General features: G+C 71.7%; 15 protein-coding genes. 4 read left to right on the top strand and 11 right to left on the bottom strand.

The features are described from left to right. Positions 1-67 precede the first annotated feature (67 nt). Positions 68-970 (bottom strand): SGNH/GDSL hydrolase family protein, encoded by a 903-nt coding sequence (locus tag ABZ910_RS27035; RefSeq protein WP_361369669.1) that lies wholly within the window; start codon positions 968-970, stop codon positions 68-70. Positions 971-1,236: 266 nt separating this feature from the next. Here ABZ910_RS27035 and ABZ910_RS27030 point away from each other — a divergent pair, with 266 nt between their 5' ends. Continuing rightward, the gene (locus ABZ910_RS27030; protein ID WP_361369667.1) at positions 1,237-1,731 is read left to right on the top strand and encodes a DUF3145 domain-containing protein; all 495 of its coding nucleotides are present in this window, start codon (positions 1,237-1,239) and stop codon (positions 1,729-1,731) included. Positions 1,732-1,804: 73 nt separating this feature from the next. Here ABZ910_RS27030 and fabF read toward each other — a convergent pair whose 3' ends face one another. The 5 genes from fabF to ABZ910_RS27005 all read right to left on the bottom strand — a co-directional run bounded on the left by fabF (position 1,805) and on the right by ABZ910_RS27005 (position 6,775). Next, the gene (gene fabF / locus ABZ910_RS27025; RefSeq protein WP_361369665.1) at positions 1,805-3,076 is read right to left on the bottom strand and encodes a beta-ketoacyl-ACP synthase II; all 1,272 of its coding nucleotides are present in this window, start codon (positions 3,074-3,076) and stop codon (positions 1,805-1,807) included. Positions 3,077-3,161: 85 nt separating this feature from the next. Next, positions 3,162-3,410: an acyl carrier protein gene (locus ABZ910_RS27020; RefSeq protein WP_015660680.1), complete on the bottom strand. Its 249-nt coding sequence runs from the start codon at positions 3,408-3,410 to the stop codon at positions 3,162-3,164. Between the two features lie 98 nt (positions 3,411-3,508). After that, complete coding sequence (locus ABZ910_RS27015; RefSeq protein WP_361369663.1) at positions 3,509-4,540, bottom strand: ketoacyl-ACP synthase III; 1,032 nt, start codon at positions 4,538-4,540, stop codon at positions 3,509-3,511. A 22-nt stretch (positions 4,541-4,562) separates the two neighbouring features. Beyond that, positions 4,563-5,480 carry an ACP S-malonyltransferase gene (locus tag ABZ910_RS27010; protein WP_361369661.1) on the bottom strand — a complete coding sequence of 306 codons (918 nt, stop codon included), beginning with the start codon at positions 5,478-5,480 and terminating at the stop codon, positions 4,563-4,565. An 89-nt stretch (positions 5,481-5,569) separates the two neighbouring features. After that, positions 5,570-6,775 carry a helix-turn-helix domain-containing protein gene (locus tag ABZ910_RS27005; RefSeq protein ID WP_361369659.1) on the bottom strand — a complete coding sequence of 402 codons (1,206 nt, stop codon included), beginning with the start codon at positions 6,773-6,775 and terminating at the stop codon, positions 5,570-5,572. 142 nt (positions 6,776-6,917) lie between these two features. Here ABZ910_RS27005 and ABZ910_RS27000 point away from each other — a divergent pair, with 142 nt between their 5' ends. Continuing rightward, on the top strand, positions 6,918-7,571 hold the full coding sequence (locus ABZ910_RS27000) for a pirin family protein (protein ID WP_361369749.1): 654 nt from the start codon (positions 6,918-6,920) through the stop codon (positions 7,569-7,571). A gap of 13 nt (positions 7,572-7,584) precedes the next feature. Here the strand turns inward: ABZ910_RS27000 and ABZ910_RS26995 are convergent, their stop codons facing one another. Together ABZ910_RS26995 and ABZ910_RS26990 are read right to left on the bottom strand one after the other, a co-directional pair. Beyond that, a complete protein-coding gene (locus ABZ910_RS26995) occupies positions 7,585-8,409 on the bottom strand; it encodes a serine hydrolase domain-containing protein (protein ID WP_361369657.1) in 825 nt (274 codons plus the stop codon). Positions 8,410-8,428: 19 nt separating this feature from the next. Continuing rightward, a complete protein-coding gene (locus ABZ910_RS26990) occupies positions 8,429-8,899 on the bottom strand; it encodes a GNAT family N-acetyltransferase (protein WP_361369655.1) in 471 nt (156 codons plus the stop codon). Positions 8,900-8,997: 98 nt separating this feature from the next. On the opposite strand from ABZ910_RS26990, the gene ABZ910_RS26985 reads away from it, so the two are divergent. Then, complete coding sequence (locus ABZ910_RS26985) at positions 8,998-9,462, top strand: MerR family transcriptional regulator (protein ID WP_361369653.1); 465 nt, start codon at positions 8,998-9,000, stop codon at positions 9,460-9,462. A gap of 20 nt (positions 9,463-9,482) precedes the next feature. On the opposite strand, the gene ABZ910_RS26980 is transcribed toward ABZ910_RS26985, so the two are convergent. The 3 genes from ABZ910_RS26980 to ABZ910_RS26970 all read right to left on the bottom strand — a co-directional run bounded on the left by ABZ910_RS26980 (position 9,483) and on the right by ABZ910_RS26970 (position 12,398). Next, on the bottom strand, positions 9,483-10,337 hold the full coding sequence (locus tag ABZ910_RS26980) for a DUF4429 domain-containing protein (RefSeq protein ID WP_361369651.1): 855 nt from the start codon (positions 10,335-10,337) through the stop codon (positions 9,483-9,485). Positions 10,338-10,403: 66 nt separating this feature from the next. Continuing rightward, a complete protein-coding gene (locus ABZ910_RS26975; protein WP_361369649.1) occupies positions 10,404-11,618 on the bottom strand; it encodes an alpha/beta hydrolase in 1,215 nt (404 codons plus the stop codon). Positions 11,619-11,723: 105 nt separating this feature from the next. Then, complete coding sequence (locus ABZ910_RS26970) at positions 11,724-12,398, bottom strand: TetR family transcriptional regulator (RefSeq protein WP_361369647.1); 675 nt, start codon at positions 12,396-12,398, stop codon at positions 11,724-11,726. 114 nt (positions 12,399-12,512) lie between these two features. On the opposite strand from ABZ910_RS26970, the gene ABZ910_RS26965 reads away from it, so the two are divergent. Next, complete coding sequence (locus tag ABZ910_RS26965; protein ID WP_361369646.1) at positions 12,513-14,144, top strand: MFS transporter; 1,632 nt, start codon at positions 12,513-12,515, stop codon at positions 14,142-14,144. Positions 14,145-14,401: the final 257 nt, after the last annotated feature.

Raw genomic sequence — 14,401 nt, 5'->3', positions numbered from 1 at the left:
CGGGACGGGGCTCCCCACGAGCAGCCCCGGTCCGGGACCTGACCCCTGGACCGGGGCGGACCGTCGGCTACGCCCCGGGGTCCTTCGCGAGCTCCTTCGTGGGCTCCTTGGCGGTGACGGTCCGATAGGCGATCGCCGCGAGGTGTGCCTGGCCGTCACGGCTCGGGTGGAACCAGTCCCACTGGCTCAACTGACCGGCGCCGAACTCGTAATCGAAGACGGCGCCCCCGTCGAAGCGGCACCGCCGGTCCTTCGCGCACACCTTCTCGAGCACCCGGTTGTAGGCCCGCACCCGCTTCTCCACCTCGTCCCGGCGCAGCGTGGCCGCCGCGTCCAGGGCGTCGGAGTCCCCCAGCATCGAGGGGCAGATGCCGAGCTTCCACACCTGTCTGCCCAGCGGGCTGGTACGGCCCTGCGACCACAGCCGCTTCAGGTTCGGCACGCTCGCCACGTACACCTGTGTCTTCGGCAGGGCGTCGCGCAGCGTCCGCAGCGCCTCCTTGAACTGGGCGCGGAAGGCGTGCACCGAGGTCATCGCCGAGGGCGTGGCCCGGCAGGCGTCGTTCGCGCCCGCCATCACCGTCACCAACTGGGGCCTGCGCGTGACCGCCTGGGCCATCTGGTCGGTCAGGTCGGCCATCCGGGCCCCGGTCACCGCGTAGTTCCAGCTGAACTCGGCCGCCTTCGCCCGCCCCAGCAGCCGTACCGCCAGACTGTTGACCCGGCTGCTGGTGCCGGTCGCCCAGGAGACCTCGGGGCAGTCCGACAGCACCGTGCACGCGTCGAAGCCGCGGGTGATGGAGTCGCCGACGGCCGCGACGGAGGAGGGGCTGCGGTCCCACGTCTGGGGGGCGTGCGAGGCCTGCGGCCTGCTGCCCTTCGGCGTGGAGGAGTCGCATCCGGTGAGGCCCAGGGCGGCCGCCAGCAGGACGGTGAGCACGGTCCGTGAACGCCGGCGTCGGTTTCGCATGCCCTGGTTCATCCCCTTGTCGTACCGTCAGGCCGTCATGGTCTTCACACCCATAACAACGCGTCAGGGTTCCCGGAGGACCGGATGCGTCGACGCACACCCGCACAAGCGTCCCCCCGGGTGAATGGCGGCGTTTCCTCGCAGCGGGACCGACCGTACGTCACACTCCTCGCGTCGCCGCACGGTAGCCTCGCCATCAGCGCGGCCGTCGTACCACACGGCCGCCGGCCAGACCGCAAGATGTCCCGCTCTGCCCGGAGGTCCAGGTGACGACACGTGGAGTTCTGTACGTGCACTCCGCGCCGCGCGCGCTGTGCCCGCACGTCGAGTGGGCCGTGGCCGGGGTGCTCGGCGCGCGGGTGAGCCTCGACTGGATCCGGCAGCCCGCGGCCCCCGGCACCTGGCGCTCGGAGTTCTCCTGGCAGGGTGAGGCCGGCACCGCATCCAAGCTCGCCTCGGCCCTGCGCGGCTGGCATCTGCTCCGCTTCGAGGTCACCGCCGAGCCCTGCCCCACCGCCGAGGGCGAGCGCTACAGCTGCACCCCCGAGCTCGGCATCTTCCACGCCGTCACCGGCATCCACGGCGACATCCTCATCCCCGAGGACCGCCTCCGCGCGGCCCTGCAGCGCAGCCAGCGCGGGGAGACGGACCTGGAGGCCGAGCTGTCCAGACTCCTGGGCAAGCCCTGGGACGACGAGCTCGAGCCGTTCCGCTACGCGGGAGAGGGCGCACCGGTGCGCTGGCTGCACCAGGTGGTGTGACACTTCGTCAACCGGACATGAGGAAGGGCCCCCACCGGCCGGTGGGGGCCCTTCACTGCCGTGCGAAGGTCGCTCAGATCGTACGGAACGCCAGCACCACGTTGTGGCCGCCGAAGCCGAACGAGTCGTTCAGCGCGGCGATACGGCCCTCGACGGGCAGCTTGCGCGCCTCGCCGCGGACGATGTCGGCGGTGGCCTCGGCCTCGGGGTCGAGGTTCTCGACGTTGATGGTCGGCGGAGCGATCCGGTGGTACAGGGCGAGCACGGTCGCGACCGACTCGACACCGCCGGCGCCACCGAGCAGGTGACCGGTCATCGACTTGGTGCCGGAGACCGCGAAGTGGTCGGCGTCGTCGCCGAAGACCTTGCGCAGCGCCTTGAGCTCGGCCACGTCACCGGCCGGCGTCGAGGTGGCGTGCGCGTTGACGTGCACGATCTCGGCCGGGTTCAGACCGGTGTTGTCGAGCAGGTTCTGCAGGGCCTGCGAGATGCCGCGGCCCTCGGGCTCCGGCTGCACGATGTCGTGGGAGTCGGCCGAGATGCCCTGGCCGACCGCCTCCGCGTAGACGCGGGCGCCGCGCTTGGCGGCGTGCTCGGCGGACTCCAGGATCAGGACGCCGGCGCCCTCGCCGAGGACGAAGCCGTCACGGGCAACGTCGTAGGGGCGCGAGGCACCCTGCGGGTCGTCGTTGTTCTTGGACATCGCCATCATGTTGCCGAACGCGGCGATGGGAAGCGGGTGGATGGCCGCCTCGGTGCCGCCGGCGACGACGACGTCGGCGCGGCCCGTGCGGATCATCTCGATGGCGTAGCCGATGGCCTCGGCGCCGGAGGCGCAGGCGGAGACCGGGGTGTGCACACCGGCGCGGGCGTTCACGGCGAGGCCCACGTTGGCGGACGGACCGTTCGGCATCAGCATCGGCACCGTGTGCGGGGAGACGCGGCGTACGCCCTTCTCCTTCAGCACGTCGTACTGGTCGAGCAGGGTCGTCACGCCGCCGATGCCGGAGGCGATGACCGCGCCCAGCCGGTCGGGGTCGATGCTGCCGTCCTCGCCGGCCTTGGCGGTGAAGCCGGCATCCGCCCAGGCCTCCTGGGCGGCGATCAGCGCGAACTGCGCCGAGCGGTCCAGGCGGCGGGCCTGCGGCCGGGGGATGACCTCGGTCGGCTCCACGGCGATCTGCGCCGCGATACGGACCGCCTGGTCGGCGGCCCAGTCCTTCTCGAGAGGGCGGACGCCGGACTTGCCGGCGATCAGACCCTCCCAGGTGGAAGCTGCGTCGCCACCCAGCGGTGTGGTTGCGCCGATACCGGTGACGACCACGGTGCGATTGGTCGGGCTCACGGGAATTCTTTCTCCAACGGATGCGGGATTCAGCGGCGCCACCGCCGGGTGGCGGGGCTGTGCAGCCTCGGGCCTAAGAGCTGGCTCAGGCCTGGTGCTTGAGGATGTAGTCGGTCGCGTCGCCGACGGTCTTGAGGTTCTTGACGTCCTCGTCCGGGATCTTGACGTCGAAGCGCTCCTCGGCGGCGACGACGACCTCGACCATGGACAGCGAGTCGACGTCCAGGTCGTCGGTGAAGGACTTGTCCAGCTGGACGTCCTCAACCGGGATGCCGGCGATCTCGTTGACGATGTCGGCGAGACCCGCGACGATCTCTTCCTGGGTGGCGGCCATGTCAGGCGCTCCTTCGTAGATTTCCGGTGTGTCGCCTGCCGCGGCGGCGGCAGGTGGTGCGGCTTCCGTGCCGAATCGCATGATCCGGCACGGAGTGCCTAGGGGAGGGTAACGACCGTGGCGGCGTAGACCAGACCCGCCCCGAATCCGATGACGAGCGCGGTGTCGCCGCTCTTCGCCTCGCCGGTCGCCAGGAGCCGCTCCATAGCGAGCGGGATCGAGGCGGCCGAGGTGTTGCCGGTGGTGCGGATGTCACGGGCGACCGTGACGTGCTCCGGCAGCTTGAGAGTCTTCACCATCGAGTCGATGATCCGCACGTTGGCCTGGTGCGGAATGAAGACGTCCAGGTCGTCCGGGGAGATTCCGGCCGCGTCCAGCGCCTGCTGAGCGACCTTCGCCATCTCGAACACGGCCCAGCGGAACACCGCCTGGCCTTCCTGGGTGATCGCGGGGAACTTGATGTTGCCCTCGCTGTCCAGGGGGAGCTCGGAGACATCCCCGATGTGGAAGCGGTCCCACGACACGGTCTGCTTGATGGTCCCGGCCTTGTCGCCCTCGGAGCCCCAGACGGTCGGGCCGATGTGCGGCTCCTGCGAGGGGCCGACCACGACCGCGCCCGCGCCGTCGCCGAAGAGGAAGGCCGTGGCCCGGTCCTCCAGGTCGGTCAGGTCGGACAGCCGCTCCACGCCGATGACGAGCACGTACTCGGCGGAACCTTCCACCACCATGCCCTTGGCGAGGGTGAGGCCGTAGCCGAAGCCCGCGCAGCCGGCCGAGATGTCGAAGGCGGGGGCCTTGTCCGTGCCCAGCTTGTCGGCGATCTCGGTCGCGATGGCCGGGGTCTGGCTGAAGTGCGAGACGGTCGAGACGACCACGGCGCCGATCTGCTCGGGGGCGATGCCCGCGTCGGCGATCGCCTTGCCGGACGCCTCGATCGACATCGCGGCGACGGTCTCCTCGGGGCCAGCCCAGTGCCGGGTCTCGATGCCGGACCGTGACCGGATCCACTCGTCGGACGAGTCGATCTTCTCGAGGATCACCTCGTTGGGCACCACCCGGGTCGGGCGGTAACCGCCGACACCGAGGATGCGCGCGTACGGGGCGCCCTTGCTGGGCTTGATCTTCGACATGTCCGGTACGGCTCCTTAGGCGTCAGGCGTGGGCGTGCTCGGAGACGAGCTCGCGGGCCGCTTCGAGGTCGTCGGGGGTCTTCAGGGCCAGCGTCTTCACGCCGGGCAGCGCGCGCTTGGCCAGGCCGGTCAGGGTGCCGCCGGGGCACACCTCGATCAGCGCGGTGGCACCGAGCTCCTTGAAGGTCTCCATGCACAGGTCCCAGCGGACCGGGTTGGCGACCTGGCCGACCAGGCGCTCGAGCACCTCGGTGCCGGAGGCCACGGCCCGGCCGTCCTTGTTGGAGACGTAGGGGACCTTCGGGTCCGCGGGCGCGAGGCTCGCCGCGGCCTGGGCCAGCGTCTCGACCGCGGGGGCCATGTGGTGGGTGTGGAAGGCGCCGGCGACCTTCAGCGGGACGACCTTGCGGACGCCCTCGGGCTTGTCCTCGTTCAGCGCGGCGAGCTGCTCCAGCGTGCCCGCGGCGACGATCTGGCCCGCACCGTTGATGTTCGCCGGGGTCAGGCCCAGCTTCTCCAGGTGCGCGACGGACACCTCGGGGTCGCCGCCGAGCAGCGCCGACATGCCGGTCTCGGTGATCGCGGCGGCATCGGCCATGGCCAGGCCGCGCTTGCGGACGAGGGACAGTGCGGCGGTGTCGTCGAGCACGCCGGCGAACGCGGCGGCGGTGATCTCACCGACGCTGTGTCCGGCGACCGCACCCGGCTGGATGTCACCGAGTGCCGCGGCGGACAGCAGCCCAGCGGCGACGAGCAGCGGCTGGGCCACCGCGGTGTCACGGATGGCGTCGGCGTCGGCCTGGGTGCCGTAGTGGATGAGGTCCAGTCCGATGGCGTCCGACCAGGCGGCGACGCGGTCGGTGGCACCGGGGAGGTCGAGCCAGGGGGTCAGGAAGCCGGGCGTCTGAGCGCCCTGGCCGGGAGCGACGAGTACGAGCACTCTCACACTCTCTCTTGGGGACGGCCACGGCCGCCCGTGGGGACAGGGACGAAGAACACGAGGGGGTTTTGTGGGCCCCCGACAAAAGCCTAGAGTTGTGGATCTCCATCGGCCAGACGCCCCAGGATCAGCGCGATCCGCAACGTGAACGCGGATCGTACATCGGATGGTGACCAGCCGGTGACGTCTGTCACACGTCGGAGCCGGTAGCGCACGGTGTTCGGGTGAACGAAGAGCATCCGGGCCGCCCCCTCCAGGCTGCTCGCCTGCTCCAGATAGACCGCGAGCGTCTCCAGAAGGGCCGACCCCGCCTCCTCGAGCGGTCTGTAGATCTCCTCCACCAACTGCTCGCGCGCACTCGGATCGCCCGCGATCGCGCGCTCCGGAAGCAGATCGTCGGCCAGCACCGGACGCGGTGCGTCCTGCCAGGCGGAACACGCCTTGAGTCCCGCCGCGGCGGCCTGCGCGGAGCGGGTGGCGGCCAGCAGATCGGGGACGATCGGACCCGCGACGACGGGCCCGGCGGCGAACGGCCCGATCAGCGACCTGGCGACGGCCAGCGGCTGGTCGCTGCCGCCCGCGATGACCACGAGCCGGTCACCGAGCACCCCCGTGAGCACCTGGAGCTTGGCGTGCCGTGCGGCCCGCCGGATGGCCTCCACCGTCAGCTCGGAGTCGCCGTCGGGTGCGGTGCCGAGGATCACGCAGACGCGGTCCGGAGAGTTCCAGCCGAGCGCGGCGGCCCGGCTCACGGCGCCTTCGTCCACCTCGCCGCTCAGTACGGCGTTGACGACCAGGGACTCCAGCCGCGCGTCCCAGGCACCGCGTGCCTCGGCGGCCTGGGCGTACACCTGGGCGGTGGCGAAGGCGATCTCCCGAGCGTAGACGAGGAGCGCCTCACGCAGCACGCGCTCGTCGCCGGGCGCGGCCACCTCGTCGATGGCCGACTCCATGACCTCGATGGTGGTGCGCACCATCTCCACGGTCTGCCGCAGGGTGATGGCCCGGGTCAGCTCGCGCGGCGCCGTCCCGAACACGTCGGTCGAGATGGCCTGCGGGGCCTCCGGGTGCCGGAACCACTCGGTGAAGGCGGCGATGCCCGCCTGGGCCACGAGCCCGATCCAGGAACGGTTCTCCGGGGGCATGGCCCGGTACCACGGCAGGGTCTCGTCCATGCGCGCGATGGCTTGCGCGGCGAGGCTGCCGGACGACTTCTCCAGCCGCTTCAGCGTCGCGGAGTGCGCGGGGACTTCGGGCGCTGCGTGTTCTGTCCTGTGGGTTTCGGGTTCGGGCACGGGGACAAGACTGCCTTATCCGGACGGGTGTGCGCGCCGCTGGGTCCGATTTATCCGGACGTCCGTACATGCCATCGGTCGGGCCTATCAGGACGGAGTGCGTCCCGTCGGCCCGTGACCGCGGTCTACGGTGGTGCCCGTGATGGACGTCCGGCGCGCCACCGAGCGCTACCCAGGAGGAGACCCCGAGGCCGGGATCGACTCCCGCCACGCCTTCTCCTTCGGGCCGCACTACGACCCCGGCAACCTCCGCTTCGGCGCGGTCATCGCCTGCAACGAGGAACGCCTCGGCCCCGGCGCCGGCTTCGGCGAGCACCCGCACAGCCACACCGAGATCGTGACGTGGGTGGCCGAGGGCGAGCTGACGCACCGCGACTCGACGGGACACGAGACGCGGGTGCGCCCCGGCGACGTCCAGCGGCTGAGCGCGGCGGGCGGTGTCCGCCACGTCGAGCGCAACGACGGCGACGCCCCGCTCGTCTTCGTGCAGATGTGGCTGGTCCCGCTCCGGCCCGGCGGCGACCCCGCCTACGAGATCGTGCGCGGCATCGCCGACTCCACCCCGTACGCCGTCCCCGAGGCCGGCGCCATGCTCCATGTACGGCGCCTCGTCCCGGGCGAGCGCACGGCCGTACCGGAGGCGGCGTACGTGTACGTCCACGTGGTGCGCGGGGACGTGCGGCTCGGCGCCGAGACCCTGGGGCCGGGGGACTCGGTACGGCTCGCGGGGGAGAAGGACCTGGCGGTGGTGGGGGTGACGGAGGCGGAGCTGCTCCTGTGGGAGATGTCCGCCTAGCCACCGCCCTACGTCAGCTCCGAAGCTCCCCGAGCACCGCGTCCGTGAACACCGGCCACGCCTCGACGGCCCAGGGCCCGAACGCCCGGTCCGCCAGGGCGACCGCCGCCACCCCCGCAGCGGGGTCGATCCACAGGAACGTACCGGACTGCCCGAAGTGACCGAAGGTGCGCGGGGAGGACGAACTGCCCGTCCAGTGGGGCGACTTGGAATTCCGGATCTCGAAGCCCAGACCCCAGTCGTTGGGGCTTTGGTGGCCGTAACCCGGCAGGACGCCCTTCGTCCCCGGGTACTGCACCGTCATCGCCTCCGCGACCGTGCGCGGGTCGAGCAGCCGCGGCGCCTGGACCTCGGCGGCGAACCGCAGCAGGTCGTCGACGTTCGAGACGCCGTCCTTCGCGGGGGAGCCGTCGAGCGTGGTCGACGTCATGCCCAGCGGCTCCAGCACCGCCTGCCGCAGGTACTCGGCGAAGGGGATGTCCGTGGCCTTGGTGATGTGGTCCCCGAGTTGCTCGAACCCGGCGTTGGAGTACAGCCGCCGCTCCCCGGGCGCCCCGGTCGTGCGGTGCTCGTCGAAGGCCAGGCCGGAGGTGTGGGCGAGCAGATGGCGGACCGTCGAACCGGGCGGCCCGGCCGGCTCGTCCAGCTCGATGGCCCCCTCCTCGTACGCGACGAGCGCCGCGTACGCCGCGAGCGGCTTGGTGACCGAGGCCAGCGGGAAGCGCCGCCCGGACGGGCCGTGGGTCCCCAGGACCGTACCGTCGGCTCGTACGACACCCGCGGCGGCGGTGGGCACGGGCCAGTTCTCGATCAGCGCCAGGCTCTTCAACGACGACATGCGGCCGAGCCTAGGCGGCTCACAGCGCGAGCCGCATCGAGGGGTCCGGCTTGCGTACGAAACCGAGCGACGCGTACAGCGGTTCGGCCTCGGCGGAGGCGTTGAGGTCGACGTGGGGGGTGCCCTGCTCGCGGAACCAGTCGAGCAGCGCCTCCATGCACGCCCGCGCGTAGCCGCGGCGCCGCGCGTCCGGGTCGGTGGCGACGCTGAAGACGTGTCCGACGCGGCCGTGCGGATTGTCCGCCCGTCCGATCCGGTACTCGACCGTCCCGACCGCCAGCGCGGCCAGCACCCCCGGCCGCTCGGGGTGGTCCACGACGAACGCGGCGAAGTCTCCGCCGGGCCCGGCGAGCCGTGCCCGCAGCGTCGGCAGGGACAGCGCGTGCCACTCGGTGGCACCGTCCGCCGCGAAGACCGAGTCGATCATGACCTGGCGCAGGCGCAGCACTTCCCCGGCGTCCTCGGTCCCGGCACGGCGTACAGGATTCATGGCGCGTACGCTAGCGGCCGCACACCCTGCCCGTCCCGTGGATTTCTCTCCCGGATCCGCTTGCCTGGAGTGCACTCGAAGGCCATAGCGTGGAGCCCATGACGGTGATGCAGACGACGCACGCGGCCCGTGAGGAAGCTCCCGCTCCCGCCGGCATCTGCTCCGCCCCGCCCCTCGCCCACCCGCGCCCCGACGGACGGGACGGCTACACGATCAGCGAGGTCGCCGCCGTCACCGGCCTGACCGCCCACACCCTGCGCTGGTACGAGCGGATCGGCCTGATGCCCCACGTCGACCGCTCGCACACCGGCCAGCGCCGCTACAGCAATCGCGACCTGGACTGGCTGGACCTGGTGACCAAGCTGCGGCTGACCGGCATGCCGGTGGCGGACATGGTGCGGTACGCGCAGCTGGTGCGCGAGGGGGAGCACACCTACACCGAGCGGCACGAGCTGCTCGAGTCCACCCGCCGCGACGTGCTCACGCGCATCGCCGAACTCCGGGACACGCTCGCCGTGCTCGACCGGAAGATCGGCTTCTACGCGGACGCGGGCCGCCGGTAGGAGGAGCGGACCGCCGGCGGTCACAGCTCGGCGAGCAGTTCGGCCTTCTTCAGCGAGAACTCCTCGTCCGTCACCAGGCCCGCCCGGTGCAGCTCCCCGAGGTGCCGGATGCGCTCGGCGATGTCCGCCGGATCGCGGCGCGCGGGTGCGGCGGCCGGTACGGTGGCCATGGGTCCCCGCGCCCGGACCGCCGCCAGGACGGCCGCCGCGAACGGGAGCGACTCGTGGACGGGGCCGTAGCCCAGGCCGAAGACGACCGTCGCGGGATCCTGGTCGGGCTGGGCGGGCAGCTCGCCGACCTGGTCGCGCGGCAGGAGTCGTAGATGCCCCTCGAAGGCCTCCGGGGAGCGCCACTCGATCCCGCTCAGGTCCGCGACCAAGAAGGTCTGGTCGCCCGCCTTCCACTTCGCCGAGGACGCACCCGTCCACGACCACCGGAAGCGCACGGACGTCCCGTCGAAGGACGCCTTGCCGTCGTACGCCTTGAAGTGCCGGGGCGGCTCGGGCGCGGACACCAGGTGGTGGTCGGCCGGGGCGGACTCGGTCAGCAGCGGGCGCAGCTCGTCGGCGTAGTACTCGGCGAGGGTCTCGCGCTCGGCGGGCAGGACGAGACGGTACGGGTCGCAGCCCTCCTTCAGCTGCCCGGCCGCGGCGTCCATCAGCGGATCGGCGCCGGGGCGCGGCTCCGCCCGCAGGACGACCGTGCCGCGCCTGCCGGGGGTGAGGGTCACGCCCGAGAGGGCCGACAGTGGGACGCGCCGTTCTCCGAGTGCCTGGAAGAGCCTGGGTGTTCGAATCCCCCGTTCGTAACGGATGAGCACGGAGTCGGACTCGAACTCCCAGGCGGCATGAAATCCGGCCAGTACGTCACCCATGCGGCTCATCGTAGGCGGCACGGGCGGCTTCGTCCCCTCCCCGCGCACACCGCAGTTTCGGCGTTTCTACGCGCGTCCGACTGTCACGCCGGGCACATGCTCCCGGCACGCGTCGCCGTCGTGCGCGCACCGCAGCGATCGGTATGCGCCAACCCCGATGTCGGCGAGGTTGCTCAGGCTGTCCGTGCCGGGTTCGAAATAGCCGGCGTGTCCCTTGGCGTCCCGCGCCGACAGCACCCGTGCGCCGAACGCGGCGGACACCGGGTCCTGCCCGTGGCCCAGACCGCCGACCTCCAGGTACGGCACGTCCTGGATCCAGTCGGTGGGGTCCCGCATCGCCCACACCCGGGCGGAGGTGTGCAGGTGAGCGGCGGAGGCGACCCGCATGCCGGGGCTCGCGGCCACCGCCAGGTCGGTCACCCGGCGCGGCATGCCGGGCGCGGCGACCCCGCAGACCACGGAGCCGTAGCTGTGGCAGAACATCGAGACCGGCGCGCCCCCGGGCAGCGCCCGCAGCAGGGCGTTCAGACGTACGGCGCCGTCGTCCGCGCGCATCGCGGTGGCCGCGTCCACGCCCAGGCCGGCGGGTGCCGTGTAGTCGGCCCAGGCGATCACGGCCGTACGGGTCGAGGGGTCCTTGGCGTGCTCGGCCGCGTAGAGGGCCTTGGCCATGCCGACCGGGGCCGTGTACGGGCGGTTCGACTTCTCGAAGGTGAGCAGGTCGGTGTCGACGCCGGGGACGACGACGGAGATCCGCTCGGCCTTGGTCAGGCTCCCGAACACCTCGGCGACCCGGCCCGAGCCCCCGGGGTCGAAGGCGAGGATGTGCCGCCCGCGGGCCATCAGCTCCTCGAAGCGGTGCATGCGCGCGGACGCCTCCTGCTGCCCGTCCGGGCTGAGGCGGTTGTCGTGCATGCGCTTCTTCTCGACCTCGCGCGCCTCGTCCAGGGCGATGCGGTTGGCGCGGTAGCGCAGCTGGGCGGGGGCGCCGTTCATGTTGCCGACCACGAGGGGGTGGCGGTGGGCGAGGTCGGAGCGGTCCTGCGGGCTGAGCGAGTCGAAGAAGGCGCTGAGCCGGGCGGGGGCCTCGTGCGGGTCCGGCAGCGGGTGACCGTGGAGGCTGTCCTGCTCCCACGCGTCGAACGACGCCTGGAGGGCCGTGGATTCCCTGTGGGTGTGCAGGGCGGTCCAGCCGGTGGTCGCGAGCATCACGAACACGACGGCCAGTGCCAGCAGGGCGCGCCAGACGTTCAGGTACGGGGAGGTGCCGATGGAAGTCACTGGGAGGACACACTAGGAGAACGGGAGGGTCTCGCGGTAACCCAGGTGACAGGTATCACGTTTCAGCGGACGTGACGATGACCTCAGTCGTCGCGGCGCGTGCCCTCAGCGCTCGCGGTCCGCGCGCCATGTCCCGGTGAGCTCGGGCCCCACCTGATCCAGGTACGACGTGGTGAGTTCACGGATCGCGGCGATGCTGAAGTCGTCCCCCACGGACCACATGCGCTCGGTCACGCGGATCACCGCGCCGAAGACGGCCACCACGAGTCGCGGCCGCGGGTCGGTGTCGATGTCGAGTCCCTCGCGCTCGGCGATGATCCGGGCGATGTCCTCCTCCAGCTCCGCCGAGCGCCGCAGGTGGGCGGCGAGCAGCGCGGGCGAGGCCTCGATCATGCGGTAGGCGCGCATGTGGAGCTCGACCGGGACGAGCTGCTCGATCGACTCGCCGATGGTGTCCCAGCTCTCCAGCACCGCGCGGCGCAGCGCCTCCAGCGGGGCCTCGTGGGGCGGGCGGGCGTGCACGGCCTCGACGTAGTGCGCCTCGGCGAGCCGGGGCACGAAGAAGGCCACGTCCTCCTTGCTGGCGAAGTAGCGGAAGAAGGTGCGCTGCGAGACGTCGACGGCCTCGGCGATCTCGTCCACCGTCGTGCGCTCGTATCCCTGGGTGGTGAACAGCTCCAGCGCGGCGCGCAGCAGCGCGTCCCGGGTGCGCTGCTTCTTGCGCTCGCGCAGCCCCGGCCGCGGGTCCGTCGGCGCGGTGCCGGCCGTAGCTGTGTCCATGGGGCCTCTCCTCAGAACTGTTCTCCCAGTTCAGGCTATAGGTGAGCGGAGTGACAGGCGCCGACTGATGAATACGATTGGCAAGTGTCAGTGGCTGTCATTAACCTCGAAGGCATGACTGGTCAGACCACCATCGACACGACGGGGCCGGGGGAGGCGGCGGACGGCGCGCCGTCCGCTCCGTCGGCCCCCGCCCCGGCCGCGGGCCTGCGGGGCCATCCCTGGCTCACCCTCATCACCGTCGCCGTGGGCGTCATGATGGTGGCCCTCGACGGCACCATCGTGGCCATCGCCAACCCGGCCATCGGCAAGGACCTGCATGCCAGCTGGGCCCAGCTGCAGTGGATCACCAACGCCTACTTCCTCGCGCTCGCGGTCTCCCTGATCACCGCGGGCAAGCTCGGTGACCGCTTCGGCCACCGGCAGACCTTCCTCGTCGGCGTGACCGGCTTCGCCGCCGCCTCCGGCGCCATCGGCCTGTCCCACAGCATCGCGATGGTCGTCACCGCCCGCGTCTTCCAGGGCCTGTTCGGCGCGCTGCTGATGCCGGCCGCGCTCGGCCTGCTGCGGGCCACCTTCCCGGCCGAGAAGCTCAACATGGCGATCGGCATCTGGGGCATGGTCATCGGTGCCTCCACCGCGGGCGGCCCGATCCTCGGCGGCCTGCTGGTCCAGCACGTCAACTGGCAGTCGGTGTTCTTCATCAACGTGCCGGTCGGCCTCCTCGCCCTGGTCCTGGGCCTGCTGATCCTCAAGGACCACCGCGCCGAGAACGCCCCGCGCTCCTTCGACCTGCTCGGCATAGCCCTGCTCTCCGGCGCGATGTTCTGCCTCGTCTGGGCGCTCATCAAGGCACCCGTCTGGGGCTGGGGCGACGGCCGCACGCTGGGGTTCATCGCCGCGTCGGTGCTGGGCTTCGCGCTCTTCGCCTTCTGGGAGACGAAGGTCGGGGAGCCGCTGATCCCGCTCGCCCTGTTCCGCTCGGTGCCCCTGTCGGCGGGTGTGGTCCTGATGGTCCTGATGGCCATCGCGTTCATGGGCGGCCTGTTCTTCGTCACCTTCTACCTGCAGAACGTGCACGGCATGAGCCCCGTCGACGCCGGTCTGCATCTGCTCCCGCTCACCGGCATGATGATCGTCGGCTCCCCGCTGGCGGGCGTGCTCATCACCAAGCTGGGCCCGCGGATCCCGCTCGCCGGCGGCATGATCGCCACCGCGGCCGCCATGTACGGCATGTCCACGCTCAAGGCGGACACCGGCAGCGGTGTGATGTCGCTCTGGTTCGCCCTGCTGGGTCTCGGCCTCGCGCCCGTCATGGTCGGCGCCACGGAGGTCATCGTCGGCAACGCCCGGCTGGAGCTCTCCGGTGTGGCCGGCGGCCTGCAGCAGGCCGCGATGCAGATCGGCGGCAGCCTCGGTACGGCGGTGCTCGGTGCCGTGATGGCCTCCAAGGTCGACGGCGACCTGCCGGGCAACTGGGCCGCCGCCGGGCTGCCGAAGCTCGGCCCGGCCCAGCTGGACCAGGCGTCCGAGGCGGTGCAGATGGGTGTCGCGCCGGTGGCCAAGGGCATCCCCGCGCCCATCGCCGCGAAGATCACGTCCGTCGCGCACGACACGTTCGTCTCCGGCATGAGCCTCGCGTCGCTCGTCGCGGCGGGGGTGGCGGCCGTCGCCGTCCTGGTGGCGCTGCTGACGAAGCGGGGCGAGAACGCGGGGGACGCCGCGCCGGGTGCGGGGCACATCTGACCGTCGTGCGACGGTGTACGCGCCAACCGGCGCCCGCTGGACGGGACTTCGGCTCGATTCCCTCATCAGGGTGACAAGGCCGAAGATCCCTCGCCCCCGGCCCGCAGCTCAGGTGACAGTGGGTGAAGTCCTCCGCAGGGCATGGGAGGAGACCGGGACGCGGCGCGCTGCTGGAGGGGAGCAGCGGGTCGCCGTCCGGCGGCTCAGCCGTATTCACGTGCGGGGGTCCGGGGTTGTCGCCCCGGACCCCCGTTTGG

The organism is Streptomyces sp. NPDC046805, from assembly GCF_040645355.1.
In the GTDB taxonomy this organism is placed as follows: Bacteria; Actinomycetota; Actinomycetes; order Streptomycetales; family Streptomycetaceae; genus Streptomyces.
The sequence above is the reverse complement of the archived record's forward strand: the minus strand, read 5'-3'. Positions and strand labels throughout refer to the sequence as shown.

What these genes read in the sequence shown, in the direction of transcription:
- ABZ910_RS27035 (WP_361369669.1), bottom strand. Translation starts at nt 970, where the DNA reads ATGCGAAACCGACGCCGGCGTTCACGGACCGTGCTCACCGTCCTGCTG.
- ABZ910_RS27020 (WP_015660680.1), bottom strand. Translation starts at nt 3,410, where the DNA reads ATGGCCGCCACCCAGGAAGAGATCGTCGCGGGTCTCGCCGACATCGTC.
- ABZ910_RS27015 (WP_361369663.1), bottom strand. Translation starts at nt 4,540, where the DNA reads ATGTCGAAGATCAAGCCCAGCAAGGGCGCCCCGTACGCGCGCATCCTC.
- ABZ910_RS27000 (WP_361369749.1), top strand. Translation starts at nt 6,918, where the DNA reads ATGGACGTCCGGCGCGCCACCGAGCGCTACCCAGGAGGAGACCCCGAG.
- ABZ910_RS26995 (WP_361369657.1), bottom strand. Translation starts at nt 8,409, where the DNA reads ATGTCGTCGTTGAAGAGCCTGGCGCTGATCGAGAACTGGCCCGTGCCC.
- ABZ910_RS26990 (WP_361369655.1), bottom strand. Translation starts at nt 8,899, where the DNA reads ATGAATCCTGTACGCCGTGCCGGGACCGAGGACGCCGGGGAAGTGCTG.
- ABZ910_RS26985 (WP_361369653.1), top strand. Translation starts at nt 8,998, where the DNA reads ATGACGGTGATGCAGACGACGCACGCGGCCCGTGAGGAAGCTCCCGCT.
- ABZ910_RS26980 (WP_361369651.1), bottom strand. Translation starts at nt 10,337, where the DNA reads ATGGGTGACGTACTGGCCGGATTTCATGCCGCCTGGGAGTTCGAGTCC.
- ABZ910_RS26970 (WP_361369647.1), bottom strand. Translation starts at nt 12,398, where the DNA reads ATGGACACAGCTACGGCCGGCACCGCGCCGACGGACCCGCGGCCGGGG.
- ABZ910_RS26965 (WP_361369646.1), top strand. Translation starts at nt 12,513, where the DNA reads ATGACTGGTCAGACCACCATCGACACGACGGGGCCGGGGGAGGCGGCG.